Below are 19,320 nucleotides of genomic sequence, written 5' to 3' on the forward strand. Positions count from 1 at the left end.
GCTAAAACTCAAACTGATAAAGCAAATCCAGTGCCTGATCGAGACCTGACACCGCTTCCAAATAGAGTTTGGGCATAAGGCGATAACGCAAGGTTAAGGTCGCCAGTGAATCAAATATGCCAACACCGTATTTTACTTGTAGACCCGGCAGTACGTAACCACTGACCTGCACCTGCTGGCTGTCGCCCACGCCGGTGGTATCAAGGGCAAGATTGCTGACGCCGAACGTCTCGCCGATTTTACCCACAACCTGACCGCTTTGTGCAACACCTAAACCGACTAACGCCGAGGTTACCGCATTACTGTCGCCGTCACTACCCAAACCTTGTCCACGCAGTAAATAAGAGAGGGCCTCCTGCTGAGACATAGCCGGGTCGGAGAATACTTCGACCTTTGGCTCATCCGCCAGCCCCGTTACGCGCAGCCCGGCGGTCACGTCATCTTCGGTTGCTTCCGGGTTACGAATCGCTTCAAGGTTCAGATAAGGCTGGTCAGGTGGACCAGCGAACTGTAGTTCGCCTTTACGCACAATCAAATCCTGGCCATAAGCATGGAAACGCCCCGAAGGGATATTGATTTGACCGTTCAGCCCCAGTCCACGCTTATCCTGAGCCAGCTTCAGATCGCCATTTAGCCTCGCTTTCAAACCAAAAGCGCTAAGCCGCACGTTATCACCAATATGAATCACCAGGTTACTGTTAATCGGAATCGCCGTGGATTTAGGTGCAATCGGCTGCAGATTCTGATCTAACATCACTTCGTCAGACGACACGCCCGTGGCACTCTCAGGAACATCCTGCACCGTAATCCGCGCCCAAGGGATATCAACCCGCCCATCAAGATTAAACAGACTCGGTGTTGCAACAAACTCCAGATCCGGAGACACGTCCATTCTCACCATCGGAGGGACGGTGATACGCACGCGATCGCCCTTCGCCGCCACACGAGCGCGCCAGTTATCCAGCTCGCTCCAGTCAGCATCGCCGTTCAGATTGAGTTGCCCCTGCGAGGTTTGAATTAAACCTTCCAGCGTCGAACTCATGCCGTTAAACACCATATTGAGATTCGCCGCGGTGAGATCGACCGGCATAAAGTCCGCATCAACATCAACATTACGTAAGCCAAGCTGGCCAAATACCTGCGGCTTCTGCAGATTGCCCCCCAGCCGTAAGTTACTGTTCAATTCTCCGGTAATTTTCTCTCCCTGCATTAATACAGGATTGAACATATTGAGGGAAAGCCGGGTAATATTCACGTTTCCGGATAGGTTACGCCGCCCTTGTGGATCGGCAATCTGTATGTTGCCGTCAAGTTGGCCGTTATTGGCAATACGAATGAGCCAGTCAAGTTGTGCACGTCCATTACGCATCGCCGCGTTAAGATTCAAAGTGTCAAAGGCCACCGGTAGACGGTTACCCTGCACATCCTGCACAACCTTAACACCGTTCCCTTTCAGTGAAACTCGTCCCTGCGGTAAACCACCGTCGGCGGTCCAGCTCACATCAGCATCGCCGTTAAATACGCCGGAAAGCTGAGTTTCATCGCCCAGGAACGGTTTGATCATCGCCAGATCGAAGCGATTTAATACGACTTGCGCATGACCACTCGGCCCAACCTCAATATTTTTCGGCACACACAGCTGCGCATTGGGGTTTTGCCAACAGTGCGGTCCAATGGTGGCCATCTGCTTCGCATTAAGATAGTCGATGCTCATTGCCCGAGACAGCCGCCATTCCCCAACAGGCGTGTCGAAGCGCGTATTATTAAGAGCGCCTTTCCAACGCTGTTCTTTGCGATCAAAGCTACCACTGAGTTGAAGCTGACCGGATACCGGTTCGCCCTGCACGTTGAGCGTCAACTGATGCTGTTGTTCGTCCCCACCCGCATTCAGCGTCAGCAACTTAATATCCAACGCATCCTGTTTGAGTTGCTCAACACGCAAGGCCAGCTTGCCCTGGATCCGATCGCTGGATCGCACATCGCCATCCAGTTTCACGCGCCCAATAAGCAGTTCCTGCCAGCGTAAACCACTGGCTGACAAATCGGCCAGTAACTGGGGAGCCTGCAAGTTACCCCGCGCTTTAAGCGTTCCTTTGACAATACCACCCAGCCCAGGTAATGCGTTGTCGAGGTGCTGCGCATCAATATCTGCATCAAGATTCAGCGTCTCGCCCAGCGATCCTTTGACATTAACATTGTTACGCCCCAGCACCAGTTTGATACCCGGAGTATCCCACTGGTTATAGCTATTGCCATACAGTGTCCCCTCTGCTGATACCGCATTCTGCTTCACATTCCCCTTCAGCCGTAGTTCTGGCACTCGGACCTGCCAGCTACCTCCGTACAGGCTGCCACGCGTGGTAATTTTGCCATCTAACTTTGCAGGCCAGTCCGGATACTGCTGCGCCGTATTGATACCGGAAAGCAGCAGTTCACTATGCCAGCTGATCGCTTTGCTCCAGTCCACTACGGCGGTAAGGTCAGTATTCCCCTGGAGGGTGGCGAGGCGCAGTTTATCAAGATGGAACTGTTCAATATTACCTTTACCATCCAGTAACAGATTCGCAGGGGGGATCGCTTCCCCTTTCAGCGCGGTACGCATAGACAAGGCATAATCTGTTGCTTTGCCATGGAATTTAAAATCAATGTTATCGGCCTGATACTGCACCGGACCGGTAAGTGGCCATCGTAGCTGAGGGCTGGTTAATGATATCGCGAGTGGCAGACCAATCTCTGCCAACTCGGTTTGCGCATTGAGCTGAACCTTAACAGGACCAGAAAGGTTTAGCGCCAGCTTCAGCTGTTCACGCATGCCACCGGAGAGATTCAGTTTGATCTTTTCGCCTTTGAGCGGGTCAATATTGAGCGCGCCGTTAACGTTGAAATCGACCGGCCAGCTGTCAGCCAGCGTTGCCTGTCCTCCCGCATTTAGCTGTCCCTGAGGAGAATCGACATCCAATGTCTCCAGATGCAGCAACTGATCCTGGGTTTTGGCTTTCAACAACAGGCGATTAACCGAAATATCGGTATCCCCGCTAATCCGCAGCTGCTCTCCGAGTATTTCCTGCACATCAATATCAATCGGCAGGCGGAAATCGGGCAGGTCAGGCAACAGCGGTTTTGCAAATATGTCCTGCAGCGTCTCGCCTAACGGTTTCTCTTCAGGCTGCGGCGGTTTGCTATCGGGACTGGCAATCTCTCCTTCCGCACTTTCAGCCGCTTTCGGCAAGGCCACCAGCACGTTCTGGATGCGTGTTGGCGTTAGCGTTAATGCACGCTCCTGCCAGTGCATCCCGGTGGAAAAATCCATCAGCGAAATGCGCGTATCGTCGACTTTTACGTTGACGTTATGCAACGCGAGCCGGCTTAGCGTGATCGGATACGGCGTTGAGATATCCCCTGTAGAGGTTTCCGCCTCCGGTGATGGTTCGCTGGCTGGCAGCATTTTTTTGCTGTCGACGACAATATCAACGTCTTTCAGTGATAAATCGTCGACACAAAGCGCCGAGTTTTTCAGGCAGCCCAGTTTAACGGCCAAATGAAACTCACCCGCATTTACCGTAACGCCCGGCATTTGATAGGCGATACCTTTTAGCGTCAGGTTACGCCACCCACCCTCGACCTGCTTAATTTCCAGTCCCGGTACCCAGCGCGATGCACCATTCAATACCAGGTGCAAGCCAGTGGTGGTGCCAATCAAAAATAGCGCGCTGCCGAGCAGCAACAGAATAAAAATCAGGATACCAATAAGGACCTTTTTCCAGAGACTCATAGTTCAGGCCCCAATCCAATGTAGAACTGCAATCCATGTTCCTCTTTATCACCCACAGGGCGGGCGAGGTCGAACTTGATCGGCCCGACAGGCGATTGCCACCGCACGCCAAAACCCGCACCGGTTTTCACGTTACTCTGTTTGATATCATTCACTGCTTCCCCGGAGTCCACAAATACCGCTCCCCACCATTTCCCTGTGACGTTGTATTGATACTCCAGCGAACCCGTTGCCAATTTTGAAGCACCGGTTAACTTACCCTCTTCGTCACGCGGCGAAATATCCTTATATTTGTAACCACGAATACTGCGGTCACCACCGGCAAAAAATCGCAGGTCCGGCGGGACACTTTTAAAATCATTGGTTTCAATCCACCCCAGGTTGCCACGCACGACAAAACGGTGTTTCTCTGCCAGTGTTCGGATCCAGACGTTTTGTGCCTGCAATACCAGGAAATCAACATCCGATCCCCACGTTGTATCCGAGATATCGGCCGAATAACGCTGCGAATCCCCCCATGTCGGCATCAACCCGCCACGTGAACGCGTACGATTAACGCTAACGCCAGGGTAGATCAGCATGGTGGTTTGGGTGGGATCGTTACCTTGGGTAAAGTGGTCCAGACTCCAGCGCAGATTAATCGCTTTCTGCCAACCGCTGCTGCTATCCCAGTAGCGCGAGGCTGCCAGCGTCGTGGTGTCCGCTTTTGTATCATTGAGATCGGTACGTTTCAGCCCCCCCTGCAGCAGATAATATTGTTCTAGTGGGCTCTTTAGTAACGGAATTTTATAGCTGAAATCAAGCTGCTGTTCAGGTGCTGAAATGTTGGCACTGGTGGACAAGCTTTGACCACGTGAATTGACCCATGGCTTTTTCCAGGTGGCTTTGACTCGCGGTCCCACATCTGTTGAATAACCTACACCGGTTTCAATCGTGTTTTCAGTTCGGGGGGAAACAACGCCGTGTAACGGCAAAACTTTACTTTTGCGCCCTTTATCAAACTCAGGAGCGACAACTACGGAGTTAAACCAGCCAGTTGCCGACAGACGGCGGTTTAATTCCGCAAGATCACGTGAGCTGTAATGGTCGCCCTTTTTAAACGGCACCAGGTTTTGCAGGTAGGCTTCGCGTATTTGAGAACCTTCAAAACTGACATCGCCAAAGCGATAGCGCACGCCGCTATCATAGTCGATGTCCCAGAACGCTTCGTGGCGCTCGGCAGAGACACCGAGCTGACTTTTGGTAAAATCACCATCGAAGTAGCCATTGCGCAGGGCAAGATTAGTAAAGTTGCTCTTGAAGCTGTCATACTGACCGTGATTAAGGATAGTCCCCTTGGCGGGCTGCCCCTCACGCAGCAAATGCTGATAATCTTTATCGTCACGCGCTTCACCACGCACCACTACCGTGGTCGCGGCAATTTTAACCGGCTCACCGGCTGATACTTTGGCAATCAGTACCGGCCGGCCACCAGCAGGCGGGGCCGGACGTGACTCGAAATCGATCTCCGGGTCATAATACCCCAGCGCGCGTAACCCTTCTTTTATTGCATTCGCAACACGCGCCCGAAAACGACCATCGGCAGTAACTTCATCAGTACTGATTGTGGAAAGACGCGCCCTGACGTTTTTTTGGAGATCTCCTGATAACCCTTCAACCTGTAAGCGAACATTCGCAGCCTCAACAGCAGGCGCGGCAATTAGCAGACAATAAATGCAATAAACATGAATTCGTGGCACGCTTACTCCTGTTAATCTTGCCAGCCCTTATTCCAGATGGGGCAATCTCGTGTTCTAAACCCGTAATGCCTGGCGCTACAACGTTATTGAAGGATAGCCAATACTCCGACATCCTGAATGACCTGGGATACAAAGCCAAATTTTGTCGGTTATTGTCGACAAAGACGCGCTCCGATACAACCCGCGATAGCTATCGCGCAGCAAGAGGATTGTAACGTGGTGTCACCATTAGACAAATTTCCATGCGAAGCTAAGCGCTAGCTGACTGATGGAGGCTGCTGCTATACTGCTCGTCGAAGGTCACTTTTAGGCCTTTTCGATGATTTCTGCCCCGCTATTACCACGTTGTTTATATCGAACGGGTGCAGACATTTTTGGCACGGATAGCTTTACCTCTGGATAGGTGTGCTTATGTTACCCTTGAGATGCAATACGCACCTTCAACGGTGGATGAAAATAGTATGCGAATGTCGCTCGCTGCCCAGGCCAAAAATGACAAGTGAAATAAAACTACGGAAAATCTATGCTAGATAGCCTGCTTGTCATATTACTGCTGATTGCGATCAGCTCCTTTTTTTCTCTTTCGGAAATTTCGCTGGCGGCCGCCCGCAAAATTAAGCTCAAATTGCTGGCTGATGAAGGTAATATCAATGCACAGCGCGTGTTGAAAATGCAGGAAACACCGGGCATGTTCTTCACCGTGGTGCAGATTGGTCTGAACGCCGTCGCCATTCTTGGCGGTATCGTGGGTGACTCGGCTTTTTCCCCCGCTTTTCGCAGCCTGTTTGAGCGTTTTACCGCGCCCGAATTGGCCGAGCAACTCAGTTTCATCTGTTCTTTTACCCTGGTAACCAGCTTCTTTATTTTATTTGCCGATTTAACGCCTAAACGTATCGGTATGATCGCCCCCGAAGCCATCGCTCTGCGCATTATCAATCCCATGCGCTTCTGCCTGTTCGTGTTACGACCAATGGTATGGTTTTTCAATGGCATGGCGAATATGATTTTCCGGTTATTCAAAATCCCCATGGTCCGCAAGGACGATATCACCTCCGATGATATTTATGCGGTTGTTGAGGCTGGTGCTCTGGCAGGTGTGTTGCGTAAACAAGAGCATGAGCTGATCGAGAATGTCTTCGAACTGGAATCGCGTACCGTACCGTCATCGATGACGTCCCGCGAGAATGTCGTTTGGTTTGATTTGCATGAGGATGAAACCAAACTGAAGGAGAAAATCGCCCGCCACCCGCACTCCAAGTTTTTAGTCTGTAACGAGGATATCGATCATATCGTCGGCTATGTCGACTCCAAGGAGCTGCTACTCCGCGTGTTGGGTAACCAAAGTATGGCACTGAGCAGCGGCGTGCAAATTCGCTCCGCACTGATTGTGCCGGATACGCTGACGTTGTCTGAAGCCTTAGAGAGTTTTAAAACTGCAGGTGAAGATTTCGCGGTGATCATGAACGAATATGCACTGGTCGTAGGAATTATTACTCTAAACGACGTGATGACCACCCTTATGGGAGATTTGGTCGGCCAGGGTATGGAGGAGCAGATTGTCGCTCGTGATGAGAACTCATGGCTGGTAGAAGGCGGCACGCCAATTGATGATGTTATGCGCGTACTGGATATTGATGATTTTCCCCAGTCCGGCAACTATGAAACCATCGGCGGGTTTATGATGTATATGCTGCGCAAGATCCCGAAACGCACCGATTTCGTGAAGTTTGCGGGCTATAAATTTGAAGTGGTGGATATCGACAGTTACCGTATTGATCAGTTGCTGGTCACGCGTATTGTCGAACGTCCAGCGGTTGCGCTAAATCTACCGAAAAGCAAAGAGAAAGAAACGGAAGAATAACCTTTCTTTCCTCGTCCCACAGAAATCACAAGGGCGCAATGCATGCGCCCTATCTTAAACATCGTTCGATTCTGATAACGCAGCCAGCAAACCTGCGGCTTGAAGTATGACGGGCTTACTCTAAATAATTCGAGTTGCAGGGCGGCGGCAAGTGCAGGGATCCCCGGGAGCTTACTCTGGTAAGTGACCGGGGTGACTAAACGCAGCCAACAAACCTGCGGCTTGAAGTATGACGAGTATACTAATTGAATTCAGTTTGAAGGCGTAACACCTGTCGGTTCACTTCCGACATTACGCTCAAATGCTGCTTATCTTTAACGCGCGGGATAAGAATTTTCCCCTTATCAAACTCAAACGCACCAACATCCTTGATATACAACCTTCCTCTAAACAGGGTCTTAACGTACTTTGCGACCTGCAGCGGGTTATAACGCTGGAAGATTTTCATTCTTTTCTTCGCTCCTGAAAGTTAACGACCTAACTACGCTTCGTCGTTACCAAAATCGGTACGAACCACTGAAGCGCAAATTGCTAATACACTATAGAACAACATTTTGATTACAAGTTCCAACAATTGAATTTTTTTACTGAGCTGACATATCCTTACAGAATAGTCTGTTACCACTCTCATTTTTCACAGTATAAACATTCAATATTCGTGGTTTTGTGCGGTTTGCCGCAAAGCCGATAGTTCCCGGCGACAGGCGCATCTTCCACGCTTATTATTGCAGAAACATGACCAGCTGGTCTGATCACTACAGATACGGAGTCACTATGACAACAGCACGCCAGCTAGCCCTCATTTTGTTCCTTACCACGCCCCTAACGGCTATGGCTCATAATTTTATTGTGGGGCAGCGCGTTGCGCCTGTAGGGATTGTCGATAACGGTGAGCTCATTTATGTGCAGGGTAAGTTTAGCTATGCACCCTGGAATAGTGCGCAACTGGTGGGAAAAGTCAGGGTCATCCAACATATTGCGGGCCGTTCTTCTGCAAAAGAGCAGAATGCGGCATTGATTGAGGCGATTAAAAAAGCACAGTTCCCTGGCGATCGCTATCAAACCACAACGCTGGTCAATACTGACGATGCCATCCCGGGAACCGGGATGTTTGTTCGCAGCAGTATTGAGAATAATAAAAAACAGTATCCATGGTCACAATTTATTGTGGACAGTAATGGAACCGCAAAAAAAACCTGGCAGCTAACAGAAGGTGGCTCGGCGATTGTAATTCTGGACAAGAAGGGGGATGTGCGCTTTGCTAAAGACGGTGCACTCACGCAGGAGGAGGTTAAGCAGGCGATTGCGTTATTACACACTCTGCTGGAGTAAGGTTTTACGCTATCGATATAAGGCGGTAACGCGCCCTGGTACCAGCAATAAAACTCATACCGAACATAGGGTAAGGCCGTAAGAAAAAGTTTAGGATGCTTTACTGCTCCCCGGAACCTATCAGGTACCGGGGCATGTTTCGTGATGCCATAAATTAAATATGTACACTGAAAAGGTCACTGCCGATTCGAATTAAAAGATCGAAACGCGGAAGCCTGGATTCAGAAAAGATTCTTTTGGTGCATAATCCAGCGAGTGTCCTTGCCAGTCATGGACATGTGCTCCCGCCGCTATCGCAACTGCATGGCCAGCTCCCGTGTCCCAGATATTCGTCGGCCCAAATCGAGGATAAAGCTGCGCTTTACCTTCGGCGACCAGGCAGAACTTGAGCGATGATCCTACCGCCACTGTCTGATGCTCCCCCATCTGATTCAAATATTCTTTTAATTCTTCATCAGAATCCGCATGGGAACGGCTGACTACCACCAGTGGAGGATGCGCATTCTGCACGGTTATTTGGCTTTTATGTCCGCCCTCTTCTTTCCAGGCCTTTCCGTCTGCAGCAGAATACATAACGTCAATTACCGGTGCATAGACTACGCCAAGTACCGGCTTACCCCGTTCAATCAAGGCGATATTAACCGTAAACTCACCGTTTCGCTTAATAAACTCTTTGGTTCCATCCAGTGGGTCAACCAGCCAGTAACGCTGCCAGTGTTGGCGAATTTCCCAGCTTTGTGGCGCTTCTTCAGAGAGGATCGGCGTATTTTCGTCAAGTGCGCTAAGTCCTATAATAATCACGTTATGCGCAGCAATATCGGCAGCTGTAACCGGAGAATCATCGGATTTGTGAGAAACGTTAAGCGGAGCCTCGCCCTCATAAATTTTCATGATGGCATCGCCCGCTTCGCGAGCTAGCTGGCAAATGTGCTCTAACATGCTTCACCTCGTTGTTGAGTTAGCCTGACGCTAAGAAACCACACTCTGTAAACATGCTCAGGCTTACTATGATCATAGCAGCTTGTAACCTGATAACCGATAAGACTGGGCAATGTCCGAACGGAGTAAGCTAACATATTTATTCATTATCAATAGCATAACCGAATATACTCCGCGGTATTCACTCTTTTTGATGTACTTTTTAGTGTTTCGATTTTCCCGGTAAGTAAAAACACCGCCTGACGATTTATCCGGCTAATTTCCTATTACAGATCACAATTTTGTGAGAATAAACATAACCTTTTCATAATATTTTGAGATGTTAATAAGCACAAAAGCGATTCCTTACATCATTCACAGGAGAGAATAATGATTAAGCCTTGTATCACGCTGCTGGCAATGCTGATAGCCAGTACGGTACATGCCGCAACGGTCGATTTGCGCATCATGGAAACCACCGATCTGCATAGTAATATGATGGATTTTGATTATTACAAGGATGTCCCTACCGAAAAATATGGTCTTGTCCGTACCGCCACGCTGATTGAGGCCGCGCGTAAAGAAGCGACAAACAGCGTACTTGTTGATAACGGCGATATAATTCAAGGTAGCCCGCTCGGTGATTATATGGCGGCCAGAGGGTTAAATGGCAAAGACATTCATCCCGTATATAAGGCAATGAATACGTTGGATTATACCGTCGGCAACTTCGGGAATCATGAATTTAACTACGGGCTTGATTATCTGAAGAAGGCGATCGGCGGCGCTCGTTTCCCCTACATAAATGCCAATATTATTGACGTAAAGAGCGGTAAGCCATTGTTTACGCCCTATCTGATTAAAGCAACAGATGTTAAAGATAGTGAGGGGAAAACACATCACCTGAAAATTGGTTATATTGGCTTTGTACCACCGCAAATTATGGTGTGGGACAAGAAGAATTTGCAGGGAAAAGTCACGGTTAACGACATTACTGAAACCGCCCGGAAATGGGTACCGGAAATGCGTAAGGACGGTGCCGATGTGGTTATCGCTATTGCTCACTCGGGCCTCTCCAGCGAGCCCTACCACGCGCTGGCGGAAAACTCCGTTTACTATCTTAGCCAGGTGAAAGGCATTGATGCCATCATGTTCGGCCATGCTCATGCAGTTTTCCCCAGCGAGGATTTTGCCGCAATTAAAGGCGCTGATATCAGCGCGGGTACGCTGAACGGTATTCCCGCGGTGATGCCTGGTATGTGGGGCGATCATCTCGGTATTGTTGATCTGCAACTGGAACAGCAGAATAATAAATGGCTGGTTATCCATGCCAAAGCGGAAGCACGCCCTATTTATGATGCTGCAGCGAAAAAACCACTGGCGGCCGAGGATCCGTCGCTGGTGAAGGTGCTGGCCGACGACCATCGCGCTACGCGTGAGTTTGTCAGTAAACCGATCGGTAAATCCGCTGATGTGATGTACAGCTATTTGTCACTGGTTCAGGACGATCCGACGGTGCAAATCGTCAATAATGCCCAACGCGATTACGTTGAACACTTTATCCAGGGCGATCCCGATCTGGCGAAGCTGCCGGTGCTTTCTGCCGCAGCTCCGTTTAAGGCTGGCGGGCGTAAAAATGATCCGGCAAGTTATGTGGAAGTTGAAAAAGGACAGTTAACGTTCCGCAATGCCGCCGATCTCTATCTGTATCCCAATACGCTGGTGGTGATGAAAGTGACCGGCAAAGAGGTAAAAGAGTGGTTAGAATGCTCCGCCGGGCAATTTAATCAGATCGATAAAAACAGCCGTAAACCACAAGCGCTGATTAACTGGGATTTTCGCACTTATAATTTTGACGTTATCGATGGTGTTAATTACCAAATCGATGTGACTCAGCCTGCACGGTATGACGCAGAATGTCAGTTAATTAACGATAAAGCATCGCGTATTACACAGTTAACATTTAACGGGAAAGCGATTGATGGGAATGCCACCTTCTTAATCGCGACCAACAACTATCGCGCCTACGGCGGTAAATTCGCCGGTACCGGAGATAAGCATATTGCTTTTGCCTCACCGGATGAAAATCGCTCTGTTGTCGCCGCTTATATTAGCGCACAAACCAGGACATATGGGGAAGTGAAACCGCAGGTAGATAATAACTGGCGACTGGCAACCATTAACAGCAGTACACCACTGGATATACGTTTTGAGACATCGCCGTCGGACAAGGCTGCTGCATTTATCCAGCAATATGCCCAATATCCGCTGAATAAATCAGGAACCGACAATATCGGTTTCCAGCTTTACCGGCTCAACCTTCAGCAAAACAAAGAGTAATCATGACGAAGGGCTGGTGCGAGATACACCCCAGCCCTGATGTCGATGCTTGTTAGCGTTACCGCATCAGATTATAAAATCTCTAACAGCTCAACTTCGAACACAAGTGTACTCATTGGTGGAATAGATGCGCCAGCACCACGCTCGCCATATGCCAGCTCATGTGGGATCACCAGTTCCCATTTAGAGCCTACCGGCATCAATGTCAACGCTTCGATCCAGCCAGCAATAACGCCGCTCACCGGAAATTCAGCCGGTTCACCACGTGCCACTGAACTATCAAATACCGTGCCGTCGATCAGCTTGCCAGTATAGTGAACGCGCACACGATCCTGCCGAGATGGGATCGCTCCGTCGCCCTGATTGATAACCCGGAACTGTAAGCCTGACTCGGTGCTGCTAACACCGTCTTGCTTAAGGTTCTCTTCAAGGAACGTCTGACCTTCTACAGCCATTTCCTGCTGGCGCTCACGACGTACGGTATCAGCACGTTCATGAACTTCACGTAGTGCACGATGAACAACGTCTACAGGAACAGCTGGTGCATTCCCTTCCAGCGCATCACGCAGGCCCGCCAACAATGCTTCTGGCTGCAGCCCCTGCAATCCAGACTCCAGCAATTGCTGGCCTACCTGTAAACCAATACCGTAACTTGCTTGCGCTTCGACACTGTCAAAAGAAGGGGTTGTCATGGGTTTTCCTTTCATCATTGATAAATTAAAGGCGAAGCATAACAGCGCAAGCCCTGAGCGTAAAATCTGGTGTAATGGTGGATGACTTTTCGTTCAGAAACAGAAACAATGAGCACTCCAATTATAAATAACCATGAAAGCACTACGTCGCAGACTTGTAGGCGTCCGCCAGAGGTAACACGAGTAAAGCGGACTACACTTAAAGCCTGTTAATTTTTGCTGACCAGACACAAGCGAAAGACGTGAGTTAATGAGGTGAGTAACATGGGGAAAATTACCCCGCGGCGAAGGAAACGCCTGCCGTTTTATCATCCGGTGGTAAAAATGTGGATGACAAATCGCAACCCATTCGTACGTGACGTGCAACAAGAGGAAGCCCCTATGCCAGAGGGAATATCATCTCATATCAAGGCAATACCGGGAAAAATTTGGCATTTACCAGATAGTATTCGCTGGATGGATCCCCTTCCCTATACACACCGACGCGGTATTATTCTGGCGCTGATTGTCATACTGCTGGCATTTTTGTGGCCCTCTCCTGCACCACGAGCTCCTGTATCGCCCCCTGTTTTACAGAGCGGTGCCAATAATGTACCTCTACAGGCTGAGCTGAACAATAATCGCCCCTCACCAGGCGATACAGTGGAAACGCGTCCACAGGATAACGCCTCATCCCCCGCTCAAGGGGAATGGCGCAGTTACCAAATTGCTGCAGGTCAGACGCTGGCCCAGCTATTTCGGGATAATAACCTGCAGGTCAATGATGTCTTTGCGATGGCCCGCGTTGAGGGCGATGATAAGCCATTAAGCAATCTGCATGCCGGACAAGACGTGAAAGTGCGCCAGGATGCGCAGGGGATGGTAAACGGACTCACAATTGAAACAGATAATGGTGAAATACTGTTTACCCGTCAGGCTGACGGATCTTTTATTCGCGCGCAATAAGCTCTAACAGGAAATCACGCAGAACGACAGCCTGATTGTGATGGATATCCTTACTGGCGAAGAGCAGGGTGACGGCATCCTGCTGTCGCATCGCGTCAAGAATAGGTTGCCAGGCGTCACTATTGGCCAGCTCGGCACGATAATGGGCCACAAACGTTTCCCAGCACATGTTTTGATGGAAGCTTTTACGCAGTACAGCCGTCGGCGCAACGTCTTTCAGCCAGATTACCTGCGCCAACTGCGCTTTCGCAATCCCCCGAGGCCAAAGGCGGTCGACTAAAAAAGTCGTGTGTAAGAAAGGGGGACTGGCCTCATAGACGCGTTGCAGATTAATAGTATGGTCCATCATGACCTCTTATCCATTAGCTCGATAACAATATACGCTAAATGGTACGAGGATAGCGGCGGGGATGTGTCTCAAAGAACGTGGCGGAGTTAACGCAGAGACACAACATGAGTCACTGTTCAGGGCAGGATGAAAAAATTAAACTTTAAAAACAAAAACGCCGACACAAGGTCGGCGTTTTTGCATTACTGAAACAATTAAGCTTCAGCAACAATGCTCACGATCAGTTTCGCGAACACTTCACTGTGTACCTGGAACTCAACTTCGTGTTCACCGGTAGTGCGCAGAACGCCGTTCGGCAGGCGAACTTCGCTCTTCGCAACGTCAACGCCAGCTGCAGAAACAGCGTCAGCGATATCACGGGTACCGATGGAACCGAACAATTTACCTTCGTCGCCTGCTTTAGACGCGATGGTAACGGTGCCCAGTGCATTGATTTTCTCAGCGCGAGCATTAGATGCTGCCAGAACGTCAGCCAGTTTAGCTTCCAGCTCTGCACGGCGTGCTTCGAAGAATTCAACGTTTTTCTTGGTAGCAGGAACAGCTTTACCCTGTGGAACCAGGAAGTTACGAGCATAGCCCGCTTTAACATTGACCTGATCACCCAGGCTGCCCAGGTTTGCTACTTTATCAAGCAGAATAACTTGCATTACCTTATCCTCTTAAAGTCGTTAATGGACAGTTGCCGTTACTGATGACGATCAGTGTACGGCAGCAGGGACAGGTAACGCGCGCGCTTGATTGCACGAGCCAGCTGACGCTGGTATTTTGCGCGAGTACCGGTGATACGGCTCGGTACAATCTTACCGCTTTCAGTGATGTAGTTTTTCAGCGTTGCGATATCTTTATAATCGATCTCTTGAACGCCTTCCGCGGTGAAACGGCAGAACTTGCGACGACGGAAATAACGTGCCATTTGGCTTGTCTCCAGAATCTATAATTCAATCTGCTCGGCATGTAACACAATCTTGCTGAGGCCATTGCGCCCTTGATGGCAACTAATGAAACCTTCAACTGTGAGTTGCGTGCCGACCGTTATACTTTGAGTAATCACCTGATGTGCTGCGCCACTAATAATGATGGGCATACGGCACCAGGCCTGCCGGTTAAATCCGGCCTCTTCCTGCTGCGAGCGGTGCTCTAGCACAAACTGGCAGTGTGGAATACCTGACGGGCTCACTTTTCGAACTGGTGCCTTGCACACAGTGCCAGACAAGCGCAGTCGGTTAGCCGTCACGGTTGATTACTCTTCAGAATCCCCAGCATCTGCATCATCAGAGGTTTCATTAGCAAAATCTTCACGACGCTCGCGGCGCTCGTCTTTCGCTTTAACCATCGGAGATGCTTCGGTAACCGCGTGCTTAACGCGCATAACCATGCTACGGATAACGGCGTCGTTGAAGCGGAAGTTAGTTTCCAGCTCGTCGATCACTTCTTGCGGTGCTTCAACGTTCAGCAGAACGTAGTGAGCTTTGTGCAGTTTGTTGATCGGGTAAGCCAGCTGACGGCGGCCCCAGTCTTCCAGACGGTGAATCGTGCCTGCTGCACCAGTGATAGCACCAGTGTAACGCTCGATCATGCCCGGAACCTGTTCGCTTTGGTCAGGATGAACCATAAAAACGATTTCGTAATGACGCATCGAATTTGCTCCTTACGGATTATTCAGCCTCCTGTCGGGGTCAACCGCGGCCCATGGAAGCAAGGAACGTTGTAGGCTGTGTCTCAAAATGGTCCTGCATACGAACAACTTTGAGACACAGCCTGTAAATGCGGCTGAAAAATTGACGCGTAATCATACTGGTGCGCCCCCTGAAACTCAAGGCTCAAAGAGAATTAAATCGTCAGCACAGTGCCAACACACTGAGCATTTTGTGCTATCACAGTGAAATCATTATATTAGCGCAAAGATTATTCAAAATTACTGATGACAGTAATCAGAAATGATTACTATTTAACCTTGATTAATGGCGTAAGCTAGGTCATGTGGTAAAAGGTTCTGGCTTTATTAGCCAGATTGTTTATCAGCGTTGTATTGTGGAGACGATTATGAGAACCATCGCAATCGCCACTTTACCTGCACTCTTCCTGCTCGTTCCCGCGTTTGCCAGCACCACCGACGACGCCCGACAAACAAGAAGTAGTCTCGCCAGCAAAGCGGCACCGGATTACACCTATATAAATCGGCTTACCACGCCAACGGGCGATCATACCCAGCGCACTATTACGGCGGCGCAAAACTTATCGCAACAGTTGTAGTGGGTTAATCAATTCGGGAAGAACCTTACCTACCCGAATTGATTAACGGGGGCATGACACCAAAAATATAACGATCGTCTCTGTCCCGGTTGTTTAAACCCCATCGGCTCGGTGGTTAACATTGCCCGTAATAGGCAGCAGGCCCATGTTTACGCAGAAAATGCTTATTTAACAGGCAGCGATCGATACGCTTAAGCTGCGGATTGATATTACGTGCGATCCAAGCCATATGGGCAACCTCTTCCATCACCACTGCATTGTGTACCGCATCACCCGCATCTTTTCCCCAGGCAAAGGGGCCATGCTGATACACCACGATACCTGGTATGTGCATAGGATTGGTCTCTCCCAGCGTTTCGATAATGACATTACCGGTATTTAACTCATAATCCCCTTCCACTTCTTCTACAGACAGCGGGCGGGTACAGAGAATATCCCCGGAAAAATAGTCCGCATGCGTTGTCCCCAGTGCAGGTATGGCTAACCCCGCCTGTGCCCACGCGGTAGCATGGGTGGAATGGGTATGTACTACACCGCCAATTTGCGGATAACGCCGATATAATGCCAGATGCGTTGCCGTATCAGAGGAGGGTTTATAGCGTCCATCGACCACCTCGCCCCGGAGATCCACCGTGACCATATCATCGGCAGTCATGTGCTCATAAGCCACCCCGCTGGGCTTAATTACGATAACCCCACGTTCACGATCTACTGCACTCACGTTCCCCCAGGTAAAGGTCACCAGTCCGTAGTGCGGCAGGGCCATATTTGCCTCAAATACCTGTTGTTTAAGCTGCTGCATGATTCCCTCCTACCTCCAGACCCGCGATAGCCATACGCTGCAGGACCCATTCGCGTGCAGCCTTTACCTCTGCAAGCGGATCTGCCGATGTTTCACTCCACATTTCAATCAGATATGGTCCGCTATATCCTCCTTGTTTCAAGGTCCGAAAGCAGGCTTCAAACTCAACGATCCCCGTGCCGAAAGGCACATCTTTAAAAACGCCAGGACGAGTATCTTTTACATGTACCGCAACAATATGCCCACGACCTGCCTGCAGCTCCATCTGCACATCATTCTCCCATGCAGACAGGTTGCCAATATCCGGATAGAGCTGGAACCAGGGGTTGTTCAGAAAATGGGCATAACCCATCGCTTTGCTGATTGAGTTCATCAACGGGTAATCCATAATTTCCATTGCCAGCATAACCTGTGCGCGACTGGCCATTTCAACAGCCTGCTGCAAGCCCTGACGGAAGCGACGGCGCGTTTTGTCATTCGCTTGTTGATAGTAAACATCATACCCCGCCAATTGGATAACCCGGATCCCCACGTCCTGTGCGAGCGCTATCGCCTTACGCATAATATCCAATCCGCGTTCACGTACTTCATCATCCTCACTGCCGAGGGGATATCGCCGATGAGCACTCAGACACATGGAGGGAACACGGACTCCAGTGTCGGCCACTGCAGCCACCAAAGCCATACGCTGCTCCCGGCTCCAATCCAGCCGGGACAACCGGGCATCCGTTTCATCAATGGACATCTCAACAAAATCAAAGTTAAGTTTGGCAGCAAGTGTCAGGCGCTCCCGCCAGCACTCCCCTGGAGGGAGTGCTTTTTCATAAATACCCAGTGGAACCTGCTTATTTATCATGCCAATTCCTTAGCCCCAGATCTGAGCAATGCTGCGTTTGAACTGTCGAGCGGCTTCAGCCGGGTTTTCGGCATCACGAATACTGCGCCCGGCAATGAAAACGTGAATCGGAATAGCTTTAAATAATGGCAGGTCCTCCAACACCAACCCACCGGTTACCGTCACTTTAAATCCCATTTCCGTCAGGCGCTTAATGGCGTTAATATCTTCCTCACGCCAGGTTACGCCCGCCGCTTGTGCATCGCGGCTCCGGTGGTAGACAACCTGACCGATCCCCGCAGTACGCCATGCCTCAGCTTGCTCCCACGTCCAGAATCCGGTGAGCTCAATCTGTACATCACCATCGAATTCCCGAGCTACATCCAGTGCCCCTTTAGCGGTATTAATATCTGCGCAACAAATAACCGTGACCCAGTCTGCGTGAGCCTCAAAGCACATACGTGAAAGAATTTTTCCGGCATCGGCAATTTTGGCATCGGCCAGAACGATTTTGTGAGGATAGAGCGCTTTCAGGTCACGTACAGCACGAACGCCTTCCCCCACGCAGAGAATGGTACCAACTTCAATAATATCGACCTCTTCAGCGATCTGCCTGGTCGTCAGGTAAGCATCGGCAAGGGTTTGATTATCCAGTGCAACCTGTAACATCGGTAATGAACACGCCATCATGATATTCCTTATGCTGCCGCGCCCGTTGCGCGGTCAATTAAATCCAGAACTTCCTGCTCTGAACGGCAGGCGCGTAGACGGTCAAAGTTAGCGTCATCCTCAAACAGATTAACGATCTGCATAATGCCCACTTGCTGGTGCGTATCTGCATCTACGGCTGCAAGCGTGATCAAAATATCGACCGGATCGTTGTCTTCGTGATGGAAAACTAACGGCGTTTTCAGCGTCACCAGCGCAAAGCCCGTTCTCTTTACACCTTCTTCTGGCCGTCCATGCGGCATTGCCAGGCCCGGCGCGATGACAAAATAGGGGCCAAATTGCGCAACGCCATCAAGAATCGCCTGGTAATAACGCGGTTCAACCACATCGGCTTCCACTAGCAGATCGACGCCTATTTTCACCGCATCTTGCCAGTTCAATGCATCTACCTGCAGCCGTACAGAGTGGTTCTGTGCCAGAGAATCACGTAATTTCACGATCGCTCCTTACGCCATATCCTGCGGAAAGTGTTCGCCAATTACCGCCATGAGCTTCGGGCCAAAATCATCAGCCGAAAGCATATTGCGCACACCGACTACATATTTATTGCCCGAAACGGTGATTTCACTGGCAACGTGAGTTGAGGCGATGATGATATCTGCCCCGCTTAACTCACTTTTATATTCCCCTACCGCGCAACTGTTCACAGTATGGCTAACTCCCTGCTGGGTAAGGAATTGATCCACCTTCATTTTCATAATCATTGAACTACCCTGTCCACAGCCACATACAGCAAGAATGCGTACGGTCATA

Annotated in this window: 19 protein-coding genes and 1 pseudogene; 5 read left to right on the plus strand and 15 right to left on the minus strand. The window is 49.9% G+C overall.

Annotated features, from left to right (window positions below; translation table 11 throughout):
• Window position 1 precedes the first annotated feature (1 nt).
• Both tamB and tamA read right to left on the minus strand, forming a co-directional pair.
• On the minus strand, window positions 2–3,772 hold the full coding sequence (gene tamB / locus J1C60_RS15930) for an autotransporter assembly complex protein TamB (RefSeq protein WP_128176234.1): 3,771 nt from the start codon (window positions 3,770–3,772) through the stop codon (window positions 2–4).
• Window positions 3,769–5,511 carry an autotransporter assembly complex protein TamA gene (gene tamA / locus J1C60_RS15935; protein WP_128176232.1) on the minus strand — a complete coding sequence of 581 codons (1,743 nt, stop codon included), beginning with the start codon at window positions 5,509–5,511 and terminating at the stop codon, window positions 3,769–3,771. Before tamA ends, tamB begins: the two co-directional genes overlap by 4 nt.
• Window positions 5,512–6,034: 523 nt before the next feature.
• Here tamA and paeA point away from each other — a divergent pair.
• Window positions 6,035–7,372 carry a polyamine export protein PaeA gene (paeA, locus tag J1C60_RS15940; protein WP_128176230.1) on the plus strand — a complete coding sequence of 446 codons (1,338 nt, stop codon included), beginning with the start codon at window positions 6,035–6,037 and terminating at the stop codon, window positions 7,370–7,372.
• Window positions 7,373–7,613: 241 nt separating this feature from the next.
• Here the strand turns inward: paeA and J1C60_RS15945 are convergent, their stop codons facing one another.
• Window positions 7,614–7,820 (minus strand): DUF1107 domain-containing protein, encoded by a 207-nt coding sequence (locus J1C60_RS15945; RefSeq protein WP_128176228.1) that lies wholly within the window; start codon window positions 7,818–7,820, stop codon window positions 7,614–7,616.
• 326 nt (window positions 7,821–8,146) lie between these two features.
• On the opposite strand from J1C60_RS15945, the gene J1C60_RS15950 reads away from it, so the two are divergent.
• The gene (locus J1C60_RS15950; RefSeq protein WP_128176219.1) at window positions 8,147–8,704 is read left to right on the plus strand and encodes a YtfJ family protein; all 558 of its coding nucleotides are present in this window, start codon (window positions 8,147–8,149) and stop codon (window positions 8,702–8,704) included.
• Between the two features lie 192 nt (window positions 8,705–8,896).
• Here J1C60_RS15950 and cysQ read toward each other — a convergent pair whose 3' ends face one another.
• A complete protein-coding gene (cysQ, locus tag J1C60_RS15955; RefSeq protein ID WP_128176217.1) occupies window positions 8,897–9,643 on the minus strand; it encodes a 3'(2'),5'-bisphosphate nucleotidase CysQ in 747 nt (248 codons plus the stop codon).
• A gap of 369 nt (window positions 9,644–10,012) precedes the next feature.
• Between cysQ and J1C60_RS15960 the strand changes: the two genes are divergently transcribed.
• Window positions 10,013–11,962, plus strand: a complete 1,950-nt coding sequence (locus tag J1C60_RS15960; RefSeq protein WP_128176215.1) for a bifunctional 2',3'-cyclic-nucleotide 2'-phosphodiesterase/3'-nucleotidase — start codon at window positions 10,013–10,015, stop codon at window positions 11,960–11,962.
• A gap of 71 nt (window positions 11,963–12,033) precedes the next feature.
• Here J1C60_RS15960 and fklB read toward each other — a convergent pair whose 3' ends face one another.
• A complete protein-coding gene (gene fklB / locus J1C60_RS15965) occupies window positions 12,034–12,654 on the minus strand; it encodes a BamJ family beta-barrel-assembly machinery protein (RefSeq protein WP_128176213.1) in 621 nt (206 codons plus the stop codon).
• Window positions 12,655–12,918: 264 nt separating this feature from the next.
• Here fklB and J1C60_RS15970 point away from each other — a divergent pair, with 264 nt between their 5' ends.
• A complete protein-coding gene (locus J1C60_RS15970; RefSeq protein ID WP_164877273.1) occupies window positions 12,919–13,599 on the plus strand; it encodes a LysM-like peptidoglycan-binding domain-containing protein in 681 nt (226 codons plus the stop codon).
• Here J1C60_RS15970 and J1C60_RS15975 read toward each other — a convergent pair.
• From J1C60_RS15975 to rpsF, 5 genes and pseudogenes are all read right to left on the minus strand, one after another.
• Window positions 13,583–13,948 (minus strand): DUF488 domain-containing protein, encoded by a 366-nt coding sequence (locus J1C60_RS15975; RefSeq protein WP_164877272.1) that lies wholly within the window; start codon window positions 13,946–13,948, stop codon window positions 13,583–13,585. The two genes, J1C60_RS15970 and J1C60_RS15975, sit on opposite strands and share 17 nt — an antisense overlap.
• A gap of 194 nt (window positions 13,949–14,142) precedes the next feature.
• Window positions 14,143–14,595, minus strand: a complete 453-nt coding sequence (gene rplI, locus J1C60_RS15980) for a 50S ribosomal protein L9 (RefSeq protein WP_128176212.1) — start codon at window positions 14,593–14,595, stop codon at window positions 14,143–14,145.
• A gap of 38 nt (window positions 14,596–14,633) precedes the next feature.
• Complete coding sequence (gene rpsR, locus J1C60_RS15985; protein WP_000135199.1) at window positions 14,634–14,861, minus strand: 30S ribosomal protein S18; 228 nt, start codon at window positions 14,859–14,861, stop codon at window positions 14,634–14,636.
• A gap of 7 nt (window positions 14,862–14,868) precedes the next feature.
• Window positions 14,869–15,182, minus strand: a pseudogene (gene priB, locus J1C60_RS15990) (primosomal replication protein N); the annotation flags it as partial.
• A gap of 6 nt (window positions 15,183–15,188) precedes the next feature.
• Complete coding sequence (gene rpsF, locus J1C60_RS15995; protein ID WP_128176208.1) at window positions 15,189–15,584, minus strand: 30S ribosomal protein S6; 396 nt, start codon at window positions 15,582–15,584, stop codon at window positions 15,189–15,191.
• 407 nt (window positions 15,585–15,991) lie between these two features.
• Between rpsF and J1C60_RS16000 the strand changes: the two genes are divergently transcribed.
• On the plus strand, window positions 15,992–16,201 hold the full coding sequence (locus tag J1C60_RS16000; protein ID WP_128176206.1) for a hypothetical protein: 210 nt from the start codon (window positions 15,992–15,994) through the stop codon (window positions 16,199–16,201).
• 115 nt (window positions 16,202–16,316) lie between these two features.
• Here J1C60_RS16000 and J1C60_RS16005 read toward each other — a convergent pair whose 3' ends face one another.
• From J1C60_RS16005 to ulaB, 5 genes are read right to left on the minus strand one after another with little or no spacing between them, the layout of a single operon-like run.
• A complete protein-coding gene (locus tag J1C60_RS16005) occupies window positions 16,317–17,003 on the minus strand; it encodes an L-ribulose-5-phosphate 4-epimerase (protein WP_128176204.1) in 687 nt (228 codons plus the stop codon).
• Window positions 16,990–17,859, minus strand: coding sequence for an L-ribulose-5-phosphate 3-epimerase (locus tag J1C60_RS16010; protein WP_128176203.1), 870 nt, complete (start codon window positions 17,857–17,859; stop codon window positions 16,990–16,992). Before J1C60_RS16010 ends, J1C60_RS16005 begins: the two co-directional genes overlap by 14 nt.
• Window positions 17,860–17,868: 9 nt before the next feature.
• Complete coding sequence (locus tag J1C60_RS16015; protein WP_128176242.1) at window positions 17,869–18,525, minus strand: 3-keto-L-gulonate-6-phosphate decarboxylase UlaD; 657 nt, start codon at window positions 18,523–18,525, stop codon at window positions 17,869–17,871.
• An 11-nt stretch (window positions 18,526–18,536) separates the two neighbouring features.
• Window positions 18,537–19,004, minus strand: coding sequence for a PTS ascorbate transporter subunit IIA (gene ulaC / locus J1C60_RS16020; protein ID WP_128176201.1), 468 nt, complete (start codon window positions 19,002–19,004; stop codon window positions 18,537–18,539).
• A gap of 9 nt (window positions 19,005–19,013) precedes the next feature.
• Window positions 19,014–19,319: a PTS ascorbate transporter subunit IIB gene (gene ulaB / locus J1C60_RS16025; RefSeq protein WP_128176200.1), complete on the minus strand. Its 306-nt coding sequence runs from the start codon at window positions 19,317–19,319 to the stop codon at window positions 19,014–19,016.
• Window position 19,320 lies beyond the last annotated feature (1 nt).

The sequence above is a fragment of the [Pantoea] beijingensis genome, from assembly GCF_022647505.1.
Lineage (GTDB): Bacteria > Pseudomonadota > Gammaproteobacteria > Enterobacterales > Enterobacteriaceae > Erwinia > Erwinia beijingensis.

What these genes read in the sequence shown, in the direction of transcription:
- tamB (WP_128176234.1), bottom strand. Translation starts at nt 3,772, where the DNA reads ATGAGTCTCTGGAAAAAGGTCCTTATTGGTATCCTGATTTTTATTCTG.
- paeA (WP_128176230.1), top strand. Translation starts at nt 6,035, where the DNA reads ATGCTAGATAGCCTGCTTGTCATATTACTGCTGATTGCGATCAGCTCC.
- J1C60_RS15945 (WP_128176228.1), bottom strand. Translation starts at nt 7,820, where the DNA reads ATGAAAATCTTCCAGCGTTATAACCCGCTGCAGGTCGCAAAGTACGTT.
- J1C60_RS15950 (WP_128176219.1), top strand. Translation starts at nt 8,147, where the DNA reads ATGACAACAGCACGCCAGCTAGCCCTCATTTTGTTCCTTACCACGCCC.
- cysQ (WP_128176217.1), bottom strand. Translation starts at nt 9,643, where the DNA reads ATGTTAGAGCACATTTGCCAGCTAGCTCGCGAAGCGGGCGATGCCATC.
- J1C60_RS15960 (WP_128176215.1), top strand. Translation starts at nt 10,013, where the DNA reads ATGATTAAGCCTTGTATCACGCTGCTGGCAATGCTGATAGCCAGTACG.
- fklB (WP_128176213.1), bottom strand. Translation starts at nt 12,654, where the DNA reads ATGACAACCCCTTCTTTTGACAGTGTCGAAGCGCAAGCAAGTTACGGT.
- J1C60_RS15970 (WP_164877273.1), top strand. Translation starts at nt 12,919, where the DNA reads ATGGGGAAAATTACCCCGCGGCGAAGGAAACGCCTGCCGTTTTATCAT.
- J1C60_RS15975 (WP_164877272.1), bottom strand. Translation starts at nt 13,948, where the DNA reads ATGATGGACCATACTATTAATCTGCAACGCGTCTATGAGGCCAGTCCC.
- rplI (WP_128176212.1), bottom strand. Translation starts at nt 14,595, where the DNA reads ATGCAAGTTATTCTGCTTGATAAAGTAGCAAACCTGGGCAGCCTGGGT.
- rpsR (WP_000135199.1), bottom strand. Translation starts at nt 14,861, where the DNA reads ATGGCACGTTATTTCCGTCGTCGCAAGTTCTGCCGTTTCACCGCGGAA.
- rpsF (WP_128176208.1), bottom strand. Translation starts at nt 15,584, where the DNA reads ATGCGTCATTACGAAATCGTTTTTATGGTTCATCCTGACCAAAGCGAA.
- J1C60_RS16000 (WP_128176206.1), top strand. Translation starts at nt 15,992, where the DNA reads ATGAGAACCATCGCAATCGCCACTTTACCTGCACTCTTCCTGCTCGTT.
- J1C60_RS16005 (WP_128176204.1), bottom strand. Translation starts at nt 17,003, where the DNA reads ATGCAGCAGCTTAAACAACAGGTATTTGAGGCAAATATGGCCCTGCCG.
- J1C60_RS16010 (WP_128176203.1), bottom strand. Translation starts at nt 17,859, where the DNA reads ATGATAAATAAGCAGGTTCCACTGGGTATTTATGAAAAAGCACTCCCT.
- J1C60_RS16015 (WP_128176242.1), bottom strand. Translation starts at nt 18,525, where the DNA reads ATGGCGTGTTCATTACCGATGTTACAGGTTGCACTGGATAATCAAACC.
- ulaB (WP_128176200.1), bottom strand. Translation starts at nt 19,319, where the DNA reads ATGACCGTACGCATTCTTGCTGTATGTGGCTGTGGACAGGGTAGTTCA.